Here is a 13,641-nt window from a genome sequence, read left to right as displayed (position 1 = left end):
TTTATTTCAATGTCCGAACCAAATAAACTTCTTCACAAAAGCCTTTAAGTCCATTATAAATCCGTTGTGCTCGTGTTTTCTTTTCACATAAAGCAAAGACTGTCGGTCCACTGCCGCTCATCAACGCTGCATCAGCGCCGTACTTCAGCATGCGATCCTTGATTTGTTGCACGATCGGATGTCTGGCAATCGTGACACTTTCCAACGCATTGCCGACCGTTTGGGTCATCCCAGTATAATCACCATTTTCAATAGCTATTCTTAGTCCAGCAATATCTGGATGGTGCAATTCATCTACCGCTAAATCATTAAAAACGGTACTAGTGGATACACTAATTCTTGGTTTAACTAACACAATCCAACATTGAGGCATGGTCGGTAATGCTTCAATTTTCTCCCCACGTCCGTTTGCAAAGGCTGTTCCGCCCCTTAAACAATAAGGAACATCCATACCAATTTGGCTACCAATTTCACAGAGTTCGTCCATCGTCAACCCCAGATTCCACAGCTTGTTTAAGCCTCGTAATGCTGCGGCACAGTCACTGCTCCCCCCTGCTAAACCAGCTGCCACGGGGATACGTTTTTCAATATATATTTTAATTCCTTTATGAATATTATAGGTACGCTTTAATAAGTCAACTGCTTGATAGACATGATTCCGTCGATCCACGGGTAAAAAAGAGCTGTCCGTTTCAATACGAATGATGTCTTCTTCTAGATTTTCAAAAGTTAAATGATCGGCTAAATCTACACTTGCAAAAATAGATTCAACTTCATGATAGCCATCCACACGTTTATGCAGAACATCTAACCCAAGATTAATTTTCGCAGGAGCTCGTTCGATTATTTCCATCGGTTCCCTGATTCACCTTCCTTAATCTTTTGTCTACCAACATTTTAATCTTTTAGATTCTATCATATGTCCATGAAGAAGTACACCGAAGATTGCTCTTTCTCTGACGACAGATGGCTGAAATTAAAAAGAGCTTAGGAACGAAGGGCTCTTCCTTCACTCCTAAGCGGACTTTCTAAATTATACGGCTTGACCGATGAATTCGATTTCAACGGTGCGTGTTAAAACATCTGAATAGCTATAAGATACACGTTCAAATGAGTTCTCGTCTGGATCCAAGTCAACAACAAAAACAGATGGATAAGTCTCCGTTAAGATTCCTTTACGTTCTGTTTGGCGCTTTCTTCCAGTCTGAGCAACTAACATAATTTCACTGCCGATACGGCCTTCCAAATCTTTCTTAATTGACGATAACGTTGTTGGCATTGCATTCACCTCGAGAAACATTATATCACTTTTTTTAAAAAATTTCAAGTTTATCATACTAGAAGTCTGTTTGCAACTACTTTTGCTCGACAAACCGGCTGTTTTGTCGAATTTTTATTCATTTTCTAATGTATATTTCATTTTTGCTTTGGCACGATCATAGGCACTTCGGACAGCTGAAAAAGTTCCCCCACGCACTTTAGCGATTTCTTCTAACGTGTAGCCTTTTAAGTATGCGTTTAAAATTTGTTGTTCCAACGAGGAAAGACGTGTCGGAAAAGCTGCCAATTTTTCTTGAATCATTAATTGACCTAATGGGTCGGTAGCCGCTGTCCCTAAATAGTCCACTAACTCTTCACCAGCGCTTTCTAATCGTTGTTCCAGAGAAATAGACAAGGTATCTGTTCGCCGCTTATAGGCGCATTGATGGCGAATTAAGCTATGTACGTGATTTTCAAAATTTCGTTTAAAAAACTTTCCTAATGATGCTTGTTTTTCTGAATCAAATCGTTCTAACGTCCGAAAGAAGACAATTCGTCCTTCTTGAAGCCAGTCTTCAGTATCATAATCTTTTAAATAGTATTTTTTCATGCACTTATAAATCACTGGCTGATATTGCCCATATAAGGCTTGAAATTGTTCTTGGTCTCCTGCTAATGCTTGTTGAATCTGTTCTAACATAAAAAGCCCTCCTTTTCGATAAACGTATCGAATGATTTAGGAGAGCATAGCATGTTAGAAATTTATGACTTAAGCGAACATTTGTTTAATCTTTTTTTTGAGACAATTCTTCTAGCTTCTCAGAAAGTTTTGATAACTGCTCCACGTTCCATGGAGAATTTCGACGAAATTGCTGGAAATGGATATCCGTTGCATGAATGGCAATCGTCTTTTCTGTTTTCTGGACAGCTTTGTAAAGTTCATTGGCCGAAGTCCGCAATGCACCTTGTGAAAAGACCACCCATTGTTCAGCCAAATCACTCGTTGCGACTGTTACTTGCGTTAAACGATCATTTTTTTCACCAGCTAGACGTTCAATATAACTATCTGCTGTTTCATCTTCTTTGGTGAAAACCACGGTCAAAAGGTACTTTTTGTACGTTTGCTGAATACCTGGGACTAATTGGGCATCAAAGACCACAATGATTTCCAACCCTTCATATTTGGCGTAATTGGACAGACGACTAAGAAGCAGTTCACGCGCATCCTCTAAACGCTCTTGCTTTTTCAACTGGACCAATTCTGGCCAAGCACCAATCATATTATAGCCATCAACGATTAACAATTGTTTTTTCATACATTCGCCTTCTTCTATAATGGGTTGCGGCCACGATAGACTTCATACATTAGCAAGCCTGCAGCCACACCAGCGTTTAAGCTTTGAACGTGTCCAGTCATTGGAATCGTTAATAATTCATCCACTTCTTTATGAAGACCTTGACTCATGCCACGACCTTCATTTCCGATGATTAAGGCAATTGCGCCTTGTGTATTCCAGCGACGATAATCCGTCCCAGACATATCTGTACCAAAAATCCAAAATTGATTCTCTTTTAGCGTTGCAATACTTTGCGCTAGATTCGTTACACGAGCCACTGGAATATGTTCCACGGCCCCTGTTGACGCTTTGGTTACGGTTGGTGTAATTCCCACTGCACGATGTTTCGGAATGATAATACCGTCCACGCCTGTCGCATCAGCTGTTCGCAAAATTGAGCCAAAGTTATGTGGGTCCTCTAGACTGTCTAAAATTAGGAAAAATGGTGTTGCTGTCTTTTCTTTTGTTTGTTCCAATAATTCTTCTAAAGTTAAATATTGATACGCCGTGATTGCTAAAACCATGCCTTGATGCACGCCGTGATCACTCATCGTATCTAATTTTGCTTTAGGCACCCATTTAACTGGAACAGCCTGTTCTTTCGCTGCTTGTTTTAATTGCTCAATTTTCTCGCCACGAGCATCTTCTTGTAAAAACAATTTATTCCCGCGTCCTTGCTGCAACGCCTCAACAGTGGCATGGAAACCAAAGACAAAGTTATCTGCTAGCTCTTCTGAGGTTCCATCAGCACCTGCTGTCGCTGGTCGTGGGTTCCGTTCTTTTGAACGCTTATCTGAACGTTCTGGACGTTTCTTACCTTTTTTAAAAGGACGAGATTTTTCATTTTTCATTGGTTTCACCTACTTTCTTGATACACCAGTTAATTAATTCTTCTAAACGTTCTTTTTGTTGTGTCAAATGTAAATAACCCATCAAGGATTCGAAACCGGTCGCTACCCGATAGGTCGTCACATCAGCATTTTTGGCAAAGGTGTGACTTTTAGCATTCCGACCGCGTTTGTACATCACTTCTTCTTCCTCCGTTAGCATTTCTCCCGCTAACATCGCTTGCATTAAGCTTGCTTGGGCTTTTGCTGACACGTAATGTGTCGCCATGCGATGCAAAACATTCGGTTTCGTTTGTCCCAAGGAAACTAAATAATCACGAATGTAAATTTCATAAATCGCATCGCCAACATAGGCCAAAGCTAAACCGTTTAATTGTTTGTAATCTCTCATTCACTTCTTCTCCATCTCGTTCCTTGCGGAGTATCTTCTAAAACAATGCCTTGTTCTTTTAATAAATCGCGGATTTCATCACTTCGGGCAAAATCACGGTCTTTCCGTGCTTGGTTCCGTTCTTCAATTAACGCATCGACTTGTGCGTCCACTAATTCTTCGTTTTTAAAGAATAAACCAAAAATAGCTAACCAGCCACTGAAAAGCTTATCCATCGCCACTAGAACTGGTTCCGAAACTGTCGCTTGTTCACTGTACTGATTCATCATCTTCGCTAATTCATAAACGACCGTAATCCCGTTAGCTGCATTGAAATCATCGTCCATTTCCGTAATAAAACGTTGTTCTAATTCGTTTAATTGAGCCAAATAGTGTTCATCCTCTGGCAAACTTGCGACCGCATCTGCTTGTCTAAAACGTAAATTTTCAAACGCATTTTTCAATTTTTGATAATTGGCTGCTGCCTCTTTTAGAGTGCTTTCGCTATAACGAATCGGGCGACGGTACTGGGTGGTGGACATAAAGAAACGTAAAATTTGCGGATCCACTTTTTGAATCATTTCATGAACAGTAATGAAGTTACCTAGGGATTTGCTCATTTTTTCATCGTCTTCACCAATTGTGACATAGCCGTTATGCATCCAGTAATTGGCAAAGGTATGGCCTGTTTTGGCTTCGCTCTGTGCAATTTCATTCTCATGATGTGGAAATTCTAAATCTTGTCCACCACCGTGAATATCAATCGTCTCTCCCAAGTGTTTTGTCGCCATGACAGAGCATTCAATATGCCAGCCGGGACGTCCTTTCCCCCAAGGAGAATCCCAAGAAATTTCATCTTCTTTGGCACTTTTCCAAAGAGCAAAATCCAATGGGTCTTCTTTTAATTGTTGTTCAACGCCAGTTCGTTGACTTGCCCCCACTTCTAATTCATCAATCGATTGATGGCTTAATTTACCATAATTAGGAAATTTACGGGTGCGATAATACACATCACCTGCGACCTCATAAGCAAAACCTTTTTCAATTAAAACTTCGATGAAAGCTAAGATATCAGGCATGTGGTCCATCACCCGAGGATGTAACGTTGCTGGTTGGACATTCAATGCTTGCGTGTCTTCTTCAAAGGCTTTGATAAAACGCTCCGCCACTTCCGGCGCAGTAATTTTCAATTCTTTAGCTGCCTTGATAATTTTATCATCGACATCTGTAAAGTTCGAGACATAATTCACTTCATACCCACGATATTCAAAATAACGACGAATCGTATCAAAGGCGATCGCACTGCGCGCATTACCGATATGGATATAGTTATACACGGTTGGTCCGCAGACATACATCCGAACTTTATGCGCCTCAATTGGCGTAAATACTTCTTTTTCTCTGGTCAATGTATTATAAATTTTAATCATGCCCTTTTTCCACCTTTCTTCCATTTAGACGAACGACTTTCGCAGGAACACCCACAGCTGTGGCATCTGCTGGGATGTCTGAAATAACAACAGCACCCGCACCAATTTTTGAACGTTCACCAATCACCACTGGCCCTAAAATTTGAGCTCGTGCCGAAATCATCGCTCCTTTTTTCACTGTTGGATGGCGTTTACCCGTATCACGACCGGTCCCACCTAACGTCACTCCGTGAAACAAAACAACATCTTCTTCTATTTCCGCGGTTTCCCCAATCACAATGCCCATGCCGTGATCGATAAAAACCCCCGCTCCAATTGTGGCTCCGGGATGAATTTCTACGCCCGTTATGAAACGCCAAAATTGTGCATGAATCTTCGCCAACAAAAACAACTGATGCCTATATAAGAAATGAGACAAGCGATGCCAAAACAGGGCGTGCAAGCCAGGATACGTTAAAAGAACTTCTAGTGTGGTCCGCGCTGCAGGATCGTTTCTTTTAACAGCTGCGACGCTACGTTTCAACCAACTCATATGGTGAACTCCTTTCTATTATACAAAAATAAAAAACGTCTTTTAAGCAACAAAAAAACGTTGCTTAAAAGACGCCCATGCGTGGTTCCACTTTTCTTCACAAGAACTAGCTCTTGCCTCGATACAGTTAACGCCTGCCGACGTCTTCGGTTACTTTTTTCACCAAAGCCACTCATAGATGCATTTCGACAAAAGATGCTCGCTGTTCTCACCACCCACAGCGTCTCTGAAATCCATCTGATTGTCTACTTCTTCTATTCTTTGTGTTTTTATAACACTTTATTTAAATGATCTAATGCTTTTTCTTTGCCTAATAATTCGATGGTTTCGCCTAATTCAGGGCCATGCATTTGTCCAGAAACAGCAATTCGAATTGGCATAAACAAGTTTTTGCCTTTAACGCCGGTTTCTTTTTGGACGGCTTTAATCGCTGCTTTAATACTTGGGACATCGAAAACGTCCAAGGCTTCTAATTGTTCTTTAAACGCATGTAACACAGTTGGCACTGTTTCTCCTTGCAAGAATTCTTTCGCAGCATCATCTAAAACTGGATGTTCATTAAAGAACAAGTTTGATAGTTCCACAATTTCAGCTGCATAACTCATTTGTGGTTGATACAAGCTAACTAATTGTTTTAACCATTCGATTTTTTCAGGAGATGGATTTTCTTCAACACGACCGTCAGCGACTAAATAAGGAATACACATATCTGTTAGTTCACCTAAGTCCATTTGTTTCATGTATTGATTGTTAATCCATTCTAATTTTTTCGCATCAAAGGCCGCTGGTGACTTGCTTAAGCGTTGTTCATCAAACAATTTAATCAAGTCTTCTTGTGAGAAGATTTCTTCTTCGCCAACAGGAGACCATCCTAGTAAAGCAATAAAGTTGAACATGGCTTCTGGTAAGTAACCTAATTCACGGTATTGTTCAATAAATTGTAAAATTGTTTCATCACGTTTGCTCAATTTTTTGCCAGTTTCTGAATTAATGATTAAGGTCATATGGCCAAAGACAGGTGGTGTCCATTCAAACGCTTCGTAAATCATTAATTGTTTTGGTGTGTTCGCAATGTGATCATCGCCACGTAAAACGTGAGAAATTTTCATTAAGTGATCATCTACTGCAACGGCAAAGTTATACGTTGGCATCCCATCGCGTTTTTGGATGACAAAATCGCCACCAATGTTATCTGACTCAAAAGTAATTTCACCTTTCACGATGTCATCAAATTTGTATTCTGTATTACGTGGCACACGGAAACGAATCACTGGTTCTAGACCAGCCGCTTCTTTGGCTGCTTGTTCAGAAGGTGTTAAATTCGCACAAGTGCCTGCGTAGTGAGGCATTTCCCCACGAGCTTGTTGTGCTTCACGTTCTGCTTCTAATTCTTCTGGCGTACAATAACACTTATACGCACGATTGCTGCTTAATAATTGATCAATCAATGGTTGGTAAATTTCTTTACGTTCTGATTGACGATATGGACCATATTCTCCCGGATGAGCAGGTGATTCATCCCATTCCATCCCTAACCATGCTAAGTTTTCCAACTGACTTTTCTCGCCGTCTTCGATGTTCCGTTTTTGGTCGGTATCCTCGATACGAATGATAAATTCTCCGTCATTGTGGCGGGCAAATAAGTAGTTAAATAATGCTGTTCTTGCATTCCCAATGTGCAAGTGTCCAGTTGGACTTGGTGCGTAACGCACACGAACTTTCGTCATGTTCATTCCTCTTTCCATTTTTTAAAAACAGACGGTTTAACGTCGTTTTCAGTTATTTTTCCAATAAAGCAACGGCAATTGCGCCGATTCCTTCTTTTTTACCAACAAAGCCCATCGTTTCCATGGTCGTTGCCTTAATGTTCACTTGTGTGACCGCTAAGTGGCAACTCGCGGCTAGATTCTTTTTCATCTCTGCCAAGTATGGGCTCATCTTTGGCTCTTCCGCTAAAATTGTACAATCAATATTGCCAATAGTAAAGCCCGACCGCCCAACTTTTTCATTTACTTTTGTTAATAAGTTTACAGAATTCGCATTTTTGAACTGCGGATCGGTTTCGGGAAACAGTTGCCCAATATCACCCAGACCAGCGGCACCAAGGATTGCATCAATAATTGCATGTGTTAAAACATCGGCATCTGAGTGACCTAACAGACCTTTTTCATAAGGAAGAGTAACCCCACCAATAATTAAAGGTCGTTGCGGAACTAATTGATGAACATCAAAACCTTGACCGATTCGAATCATACTAAGTCCTCACTTTGCTTAATTTTTATCGTTTTTAGGATGGTTATCCTTGCGATCATTAATCCCGCGACCCGCGTGTGCCGGTTTGGCAAAAATCATACGCCCAGCTGCGGTTTGTAAAGCACTTGTGACGACCACTTCGATTTGCTCATTCATGTAATGCTGGCCATCTTCTACCACAACCATTGTGCCATCATCTAAGTAAGCGACCCCTTGTTGACGCTCTGTTCCGGCTTTTACAACCATCACATTCATCGTTTCACCTGGAATCACCACTGGTTTCACAGCATTAGCTAAAGCATTAATGTTTAAAACAGGCACATTTTGAAATTCAGAGACTTTATTTAAGTTGTAGTCATTGGTCACAACCACGCCATCTAATAATTTTGCTAATTTGATTAATTTACTGTCTACTTCAGAAATATCCTCGAAATCTCCGTCATACATCTCAACGGAGATACCTTCTTCTTTTTGTAAAGCATTTAAAATATCTAAGCCACGACGACCTCTCACCCGTTTTAAACTGTCTCCAGAATCAGCAATGTATTGTAATTCATATAAAACAAAGTTAGGGATGAGCAAAACACCTTCTAAAAAGCCTGTTTTAGCGATATCGTAGATTCTGCCATCAATGATGACACTGGTGTCTAAAATTTTGTATTTATGGAAGTTGTCTTCCACTTTACGTTCCAACATTTGTCCTTCGGTGTCTTCCGTATTTGCTTTCTTTTGGCGAGGTGTAAAAACTTTTTTCCACTCCTCAATCCGTGTTGTTCCCATTCGGAAACCTAAGTAACCCAGAATAATCATAACTAGAATTGGCAGTAAACTATTCACGACAGGAATTTGTAAGTTGTACATTGGAATGGAGATAATGACGCCAATTGTTAAACCAATGATGGCACCAATACTTCCAAATAATAAATAGGTTAAACTCATTTCATTTAAAGCTGCTTCGATTTTTTTGACAGCGGAAACAATATACTTTGCTAACCCTAAAGATAAAATAAAGAAAATAATTGCACCGATTAATCCGTTCGTAAAGTTATTGTTTAACCAACTGTTATTGCCTTGCTTAGCCATTTCCCAAGCCATTGGGAAAAGAGAAATTCCTAAACTTGCACCAGCAATGATCATCAGCAACGTGATGATTCGTTTTTGCATATAGCCATCCTCCTCGTTTATTTAATAAAGACGTCTAGTGTTGTAGGGCGTACAAAAATCATACGCCACTAACAACCTAAACGGATTATTTCTACTTTTTTCATTATTTAAAAACTTTTCTTAACGTTTCACCAATTGTTGAAACGCCAATAATTTCAATCCCTTCAGGCGCTTCCCAGCCACCAAGGTTATTTTTAGGGACATAGACTTTTGTAAAGCCTAGTTTTTGCGCTTCACGCACTCGTTGTTCAATACTATTCACGCGGCGAATTTCACCAGTTAAACCAATCTCACCAATGAAACATTCCGAAGATGAGGTTCCTTTTTCTTTATAGCTAGAAGCAATACTGATTGCTAACGCTAAATCAATAGCTGGTTCATTAATTTTGACTCCACCAGCCGCTTTTAGATACGCATCCTGGTTTTGTAACAAAAGGCCTGCCCGTTTTTCTAAAACCGCCATGATTAAAGAAACGCGATTAAAGTCCAACCCGGTGGTCGTTCGCTTGGCATTGCCAAACATCGTTGGGGTAACTAACGCTTGGATTTCCACCAAAATAGGGCGTGAACCTTCCATTGCTACCACAATTGAAGATCCGGTGGCTCCTTCTAAACGTTCTTCTAAAAAGACCTGAGAAGGATTCATAACTTCAACCAATCCATGTGTCTGCATTTCAAAAATACCAATCTCATTCGTTGAGCCAAACCGATTTTTGACAGCCCGTAAAATTCTAAAGGTGTGATGCTTATCTCCTTCAAAATAAAGAACCGTATCTACCATATGTTCCAACATCCGTGGCCCTGCGATAGACCCTTCCTTCGTTACGTGTCCGACAATAAAAATGGCAATCCCATTCGTTTTTGCCAGTTTCAATAATTCAGCAGTTGTTTCTCGGACTTGACTGACACTACCAGCAACGCTGGTAACATCTGGCTGCGTCATTGTTTGAATCGAGTCAATAATGACATAGTCTGGTTCTAATTTTTCAATGGCTCGTGATATTTCGTGCATATCTGTTTCTGCGTATAAGTAAAATGTCTCGTTGACGGTGCCTAGACGCTCCGCTCGTAATTTAATTTGCTCAGCACTTTCTTCACCAGAAACATATAAAACCGTGCCACCTGTGGCTGCTAATTGTTGCGATACTTGTAAGAGCAATGTTGACTTACCTATTCCGGGATCGCCACCGATTAAAACTAACGAACCTGGAACAACGCCACCACCTAAAACCCGATTCAGCTCCACTAATTCAGTTTTTACACGCGGCTCTTTTTTAGGTACGACTTCAGATAGCCGTTGTGGTTGTGTCTTTTTACCAGTCAAACTTACTCTAGCACGACGATCAGAAGTATCTTGAATAACCTCTTCCACCATCGAATTCCATTGTCCACAATTAGGACAGCGGCCGAGATATTTTGGAGACACATACCCACAGCTTTGACATTCAAATTGAACTTTTGCTTTTTTTGCCATGTAGAATCTCCTTATCTGTTGTTTATTTTAACATTTATTAAATGGTTTGAATAACGTTGCCTACTGAAAAAATGGGCTTTATTTTTGTCCAGACGAACCAAAACCGCCCGTTCTTTCTGCCTCGACTTGGTCATCATCCGCTAATAAAAACGGCTTAAAAATCCCTTGGCCAATTCGTTCACCTTTTTCAATGACAACATCTTCATATCCAAAGTTTAAAAATTGGAACATGATATGTCCTTCGTTATTCTCGTTATTATAATAATCACTGTCAATGACTCCGACACCATTCGCTAAAAGTAGGAATCGTTTTAGCGGGTTCGAAGAACGACTTACCAATTCTAAATATTCAGAATCAGGCATATACGCCTTAATTCCTGTTTTAACTAAAATTGGTTTGGGATTTTCTCCAGCTTGTTGTAACTTCCAAAGACTTGGTACAACGACCGTTTCGGCTGCTTGAAAATCATACCCCGCGGCACCTTTTGTTGCTCGTTGTGGGACACTCAAGCCCTCTTCTTGATACTTAGAAATAATCTCAAAACCACGTTGTTTCATATTCATTCTCCCCTACTGTCTAAACTACTCCTATTTTACCATAATCTCTGATACTCTGGTTGTTTTTAGTAAGTTTCTCATTTCTAAAAGCCCAGTTAATCTAGACTACGCAAAAAAGAGGAGAATTTTTGTTTATTTTCCTTCTTTTAGTCTATCATCTTCTCTTAAAATAAACAGACCAAATCCCAAAAAGTCCCAAGATTCCCTCAAAAAGTTCACACTTTCATTAAACTTTCTTTACTATTCATTATTTAGCACTTTCTAGTAGCCGCTGATTTTGTTATAATGAGTGTCAAATTTTACTGTAAAAAGAAACGAGGCACTTATGAGAAACAAACTCCAACAGGCCAAACGAATTGTGATCAAAGTCGGAACCAGTTCTCTGATTTATCCCAATGGCAATATTAACTTAAAAGCAATTGATCAATTAGCATTTACTTTGAGTGATTTAAGCAACCAAGGCAAAGAAATTATTTTAGTTTCTTCTGGCGCAATTGGTGTCGGACTGAATAAATTAAATCTATCTGTGCGTCCAACGACAATTCCCGAACAACAGGCAGTCGCTGCAGTCGGCCAAGCAGAATTAATGAACATTTATAATCAGCGGTTTTCAACCTATAGCCAACAAATGGCACAAGTTTTATTAACACGTGATGTTATTGAATATCCTGAAAGTCGCAATAATGTTACCAATACTTTTGAACAACTGTTAAAAATGAATATTATTCCTATCGTCAATGAAAATGATACTGTCGCAATTGAAGAATTGGATCACTTAACCAAGTTCGGGGATAACGATCAATTGTCTGCCATTGTCTGCCAAATTGTTCAAGCTGACTTGTTAGTTATGTTATCAGATATTGATGGTTTCTTTTCAGACAACCCTACTGTCAACAAAGAAGCCACGTTATTTTCTGAAATCAATGAAATTAATGAAGACTTGTTCCAATTAGCCGGTGGTAAGGGGAGCCGCTTTGGCACTGGTGGGATGTCTAGTAAATTAAAAGCTGCTGAACGTGTGTTAGCTAATCAACAGGCGATGATTTTAGCAAACGGAAAGCAGCCAAAAATCATCTTTGAAATTTTAGAAGGAAAAGATATCGGTACGTTATTTATTAAAGGAGGGCATGAAAGTGACTGATTTAAAGCAACTAGGGCAACAAGCTAAAGAAGCCTCTTATACGCTAGGCTTGATGGATACTCGTCAAAAAAATACTTTGTTAAACAAAATGGCCGCAGCCATTGAAGCCCATGCACCCCGCATTTTACAAGCAAACGCATTAGATTTAGAGCAAGCCGCTACCCACGGAATTTCTGAAACAATGCAAGACCGCTTACGTTTAACAGAAGAACGGATCACAGCGATGGCTGAGGGCATACGCCAAGTCGCTACTTTACCCGATCCAATTGGGGAAGTAGATAAAATGTGGCGCAATGAAGCGGGGCTGTTAATTGGGCAACAACGCGTGCCTTTAGGTGTTATTGGAATCATTTATGAATCGCGGCCAAACGTGACAACAGATGCCGCTAGCCTTTGTTTCAAATCAGGAAATGCTGTTATTCTTCGAGGCGGAAAAGAAGCGTTTCACTCCAATCAGATATTGGTGACAATTTTACAAGAAGCGCTAATCCAAGAAGCCGTTTCTCCCCATCTCATTCAATTTGTTGATGATACTTCTAGAGAAACAGCCCAACAACTTATGCGCTTAAATGACTACTTGGATGTCCTCATTCCGCGTGGCGGCGCCAACTTAATCAAAACTGTTTTGACAACAGCCACTGTTCCTGTTATTGAAACAGGAACAGGCAATTGTCATATTTACGTGGACAAAGACGCCCAGTTAACAATGGCAACTGAAATTATTGTCAATGCTAAATGTCAACGTCCTTCTGTCTGTAACGCCGCCGAAACGTTATTAATTCATCAAGAAGTGGCTGAAGCCTTTTTACCAACAATTGAAAAAGCCTTGAAGGAGTTTCACGTGGAACTTCGGGCAGATGAACGTGCGTTAGCAATTTTTGAAGAAGCCATTCCAGCGACTGAACAAGATTGGGAAACGGAATTTCTCGACTTTATCTTAGCAGTGAAAGTCGTTGATTCTTTAGACGAAGCCATCCAGCATATTAATCGCTACAATACAAAACATTCTGAAAGTATTATTAGTGATAATTACTTTGCCACACAACAATTTTTACAACAAGTGGATGCAGCCGCTGTTTATGCGAATGCTTCAACTCGTTTCACGGACGGTTTTGAATTTGGATTTGGCGCCGAAATCGGTATTAGTACGCAAAAATTACATGCCCGTGGACCTATGGGCTTAGCAGAGCTTACTTCGACAAAATACGTTATTTATGGAAATGGGCAAGCACGTTCTTAGAAAGAAAAACCCTTGATTTTTAAATCAAGGGTTT

The 13,641-nt window shown here is 40.1% G+C and carries 15 protein-coding genes and 1 other annotated feature; of the genes, 2 read left to right on the top strand and 13 right to left on the bottom strand.

The annotated features are described in order from the left end of the window. Position 1 precedes the first annotated feature (1 nt). The 13 genes from ispE to IGK72_RS00175 form a co-directional block, all read right to left on the bottom strand. A complete protein-coding gene (ispE, locus tag IGK72_RS00235; protein WP_002356061.1) occupies positions 2-853 on the bottom strand; it encodes a 4-(cytidine 5'-diphospho)-2-C-methyl-D-erythritol kinase in 852 nt (283 codons plus the stop codon). Positions 854-1,033: 180 nt separating this feature from the next. Then, positions 1,034-1,336 (bottom strand): Veg family protein, encoded by a 303-nt coding sequence (locus IGK72_RS00230; RefSeq protein ID WP_002383497.1) that lies wholly within the window; start codon positions 1,334-1,336, stop codon positions 1,034-1,036. A gap of 57 nt (positions 1,337-1,393) precedes the next feature. Beyond that, the gene (locus IGK72_RS00225) at positions 1,394-1,960 is read right to left on the bottom strand and encodes a sigma-70 family RNA polymerase sigma factor (protein WP_002356059.1); all 567 of its coding nucleotides are present in this window, start codon (positions 1,958-1,960) and stop codon (positions 1,394-1,396) included. Positions 1,961-2,045: 85 nt separating this feature from the next. After that, the gene (locus IGK72_RS00220; protein WP_002356058.1) at positions 2,046-2,576 is read right to left on the bottom strand and encodes an NYN domain-containing protein; all 531 of its coding nucleotides are present in this window, start codon (positions 2,574-2,576) and stop codon (positions 2,046-2,048) included. A gap of 14 nt (positions 2,577-2,590) precedes the next feature. Then, entirely contained in the window at positions 2,591-3,448 is an 858-nt protein-coding gene (rlmB, locus tag IGK72_RS00215; protein WP_002378685.1) for a 23S rRNA (guanosine(2251)-2'-O)-methyltransferase RlmB, read from the bottom strand. Beyond that, positions 3,438-3,836 (bottom strand): Mini-ribonuclease 3, encoded by a 399-nt coding sequence (locus tag IGK72_RS00210; RefSeq protein ID WP_002356056.1) that lies wholly within the window; start codon positions 3,834-3,836, stop codon positions 3,438-3,440. Before IGK72_RS00210 ends, rlmB begins: the two co-directional genes overlap by 11 nt. Beyond that, positions 3,833-5,245 carry a cysteine--tRNA ligase gene (cysS, locus tag IGK72_RS00205; RefSeq protein ID WP_002359235.1) on the bottom strand — a complete coding sequence of 471 codons (1,413 nt, stop codon included), beginning with the start codon at positions 5,243-5,245 and terminating at the stop codon, positions 3,833-3,835. The genes IGK72_RS00210 and cysS overlap by 4 nt, the downstream gene beginning before the upstream one ends. Beyond that, complete coding sequence (gene epsC / locus IGK72_RS00200; protein WP_002356054.1) at positions 5,238-5,777, bottom strand: serine O-acetyltransferase EpsC; 540 nt, start codon at positions 5,775-5,777, stop codon at positions 5,238-5,240. The genes cysS and epsC overlap by 8 nt, the downstream gene beginning before the upstream one ends. 64 nt (positions 5,778-5,841) lie before the next feature. Beyond that, positions 5,842-6,048 (bottom strand) — a binding site (T-box leader). Further along, complete coding sequence (gene gltX, locus IGK72_RS00195) at positions 6,047-7,504, bottom strand: glutamate--tRNA ligase (protein WP_002381335.1); 1,458 nt, start codon at positions 7,502-7,504, stop codon at positions 6,047-6,049. It overlaps the preceding feature by 2 nt. A gap of 52 nt (positions 7,505-7,556) precedes the next feature. Beyond that, positions 7,557-8,030: a 2-C-methyl-D-erythritol 2,4-cyclodiphosphate synthase gene (gene ispF / locus IGK72_RS00190; protein ID WP_002359233.1), complete on the bottom strand. Its 474-nt coding sequence runs from the start codon at positions 8,028-8,030 to the stop codon at positions 7,557-7,559. A gap of 18 nt (positions 8,031-8,048) precedes the next feature. Continuing rightward, on the bottom strand, positions 8,049-9,194 hold the full coding sequence (locus IGK72_RS00185; RefSeq protein WP_002368622.1) for a PIN/TRAM domain-containing protein: 1,146 nt from the start codon (positions 9,192-9,194) through the stop codon (positions 8,049-8,051). 103 nt (positions 9,195-9,297) lie between these two features. Beyond that, positions 9,298-10,668, bottom strand: coding sequence for a DNA repair protein RadA (radA, locus tag IGK72_RS00180; RefSeq protein ID WP_002356050.1), 1,371 nt, complete (start codon positions 10,666-10,668; stop codon positions 9,298-9,300). A 78-nt stretch (positions 10,669-10,746) separates the two neighbouring features. Then, the gene (locus tag IGK72_RS00175; RefSeq protein ID WP_002361472.1) at positions 10,747-11,232 is read right to left on the bottom strand and encodes a dUTP diphosphatase; all 486 of its coding nucleotides are present in this window, start codon (positions 11,230-11,232) and stop codon (positions 10,747-10,749) included. Positions 11,233-11,551: 319 nt separating this feature from the next. On the opposite strand from IGK72_RS00175, the gene proB reads away from it, so the two are divergent. Together proB and IGK72_RS00165 are read left to right on the top strand one after the other, a co-directional pair. Next, complete coding sequence (gene proB, locus IGK72_RS00170; RefSeq protein ID WP_002389550.1) at positions 11,552-12,367, top strand: glutamate 5-kinase; 816 nt, start codon at positions 11,552-11,554, stop codon at positions 12,365-12,367. Next, on the top strand, positions 12,354-13,607 hold the full coding sequence (locus IGK72_RS00165) for a glutamate-5-semialdehyde dehydrogenase (protein ID WP_016622167.1): 1,254 nt from the start codon (positions 12,354-12,356) through the stop codon (positions 13,605-13,607). Before proB ends, IGK72_RS00165 begins: the two co-directional genes overlap by 14 nt. The last annotated feature ends 34 nt before the right edge of the window (positions 13,608-13,641 follow it).

Origin of the sequence: Enterococcus sp. DIV0183 (assembly GCF_050541505.1) — a bacterium.
Taxonomy (GTDB): Bacteria; Bacillota; Bacilli; order Lactobacillales; family Enterococcaceae; genus Enterococcus; species Enterococcus faecalis.
Note: the sequence above shows the minus strand (reverse complement) of the source record. Positions and strands in the feature narration are given on the sequence as shown.

What these genes read in the sequence shown, in the direction of transcription:
- IGK72_RS00185 (WP_002368622.1), bottom strand. Translation starts at nt 9,194, where the DNA reads ATGCAAAAACGAATCATCACGTTGCTGATGATCATTGCTGGTGCAAGT.
- IGK72_RS00230 (WP_002383497.1), bottom strand. Translation starts at nt 1,336, where the DNA reads ATGATAAACTTGAAATTTTTTAAAAAAAGTGATATAATGTTTCTCGAG.
- ispF (WP_002359233.1), bottom strand. Translation starts at nt 8,030, where the DNA reads ATGATTCGAATCGGTCAAGGTTTTGATGTTCATCAATTAGTTCCGCAA.
- IGK72_RS00220 (WP_002356058.1), bottom strand. Translation starts at nt 2,576, where the DNA reads ATGAAAAAACAATTGTTAATCGTTGATGGCTATAATATGATTGGTGCT.
- IGK72_RS00210 (WP_002356056.1), bottom strand. Translation starts at nt 3,836, where the DNA reads ATGAGAGATTACAAACAATTAAACGGTTTAGCTTTGGCCTATGTTGGC.
- IGK72_RS00175 (WP_002361472.1), bottom strand. Translation starts at nt 11,232, where the DNA reads ATGAATATGAAACAACGTGGTTTTGAGATTATTTCTAAGTATCAAGAA.
- gltX (WP_002381335.1), bottom strand. Translation starts at nt 7,504, where the DNA reads ATGACGAAAGTTCGTGTGCGTTACGCACCAAGTCCAACTGGACACTTG.
- proB (WP_002389550.1), top strand. Translation starts at nt 11,552, where the DNA reads ATGAGAAACAAACTCCAACAGGCCAAACGAATTGTGATCAAAGTCGGA.
- epsC (WP_002356054.1), bottom strand. Translation starts at nt 5,777, where the DNA reads ATGAGTTGGTTGAAACGTAGCGTCGCAGCTGTTAAAAGAAACGATCCT.
- rlmB (WP_002378685.1), bottom strand. Translation starts at nt 3,448, where the DNA reads ATGAAAAATGAAAAATCTCGTCCTTTTAAAAAAGGTAAGAAACGTCCA.
- radA (WP_002356050.1), bottom strand. Translation starts at nt 10,668, where the DNA reads ATGGCAAAAAAAGCAAAAGTTCAATTTGAATGTCAAAGCTGTGGGTAT.
- cysS (WP_002359235.1), bottom strand. Translation starts at nt 5,245, where the DNA reads ATGATTAAAATTTATAATACATTGACCAGAGAAAAAGAAGTATTTACG.
- IGK72_RS00225 (WP_002356059.1), bottom strand. Translation starts at nt 1,960, where the DNA reads ATGTTAGAACAGATTCAACAAGCATTAGCAGGAGACCAAGAACAATTT.
- IGK72_RS00165 (WP_016622167.1), top strand. Translation starts at nt 12,354, where the DNA reads ATGAAAGTGACTGATTTAAAGCAACTAGGGCAACAAGCTAAAGAAGCC.
- ispE (WP_002356061.1), bottom strand. Translation starts at nt 853, where the DNA reads ATGGAAATAATCGAACGAGCTCCTGCGAAAATTAATCTTGGGTTAGAT.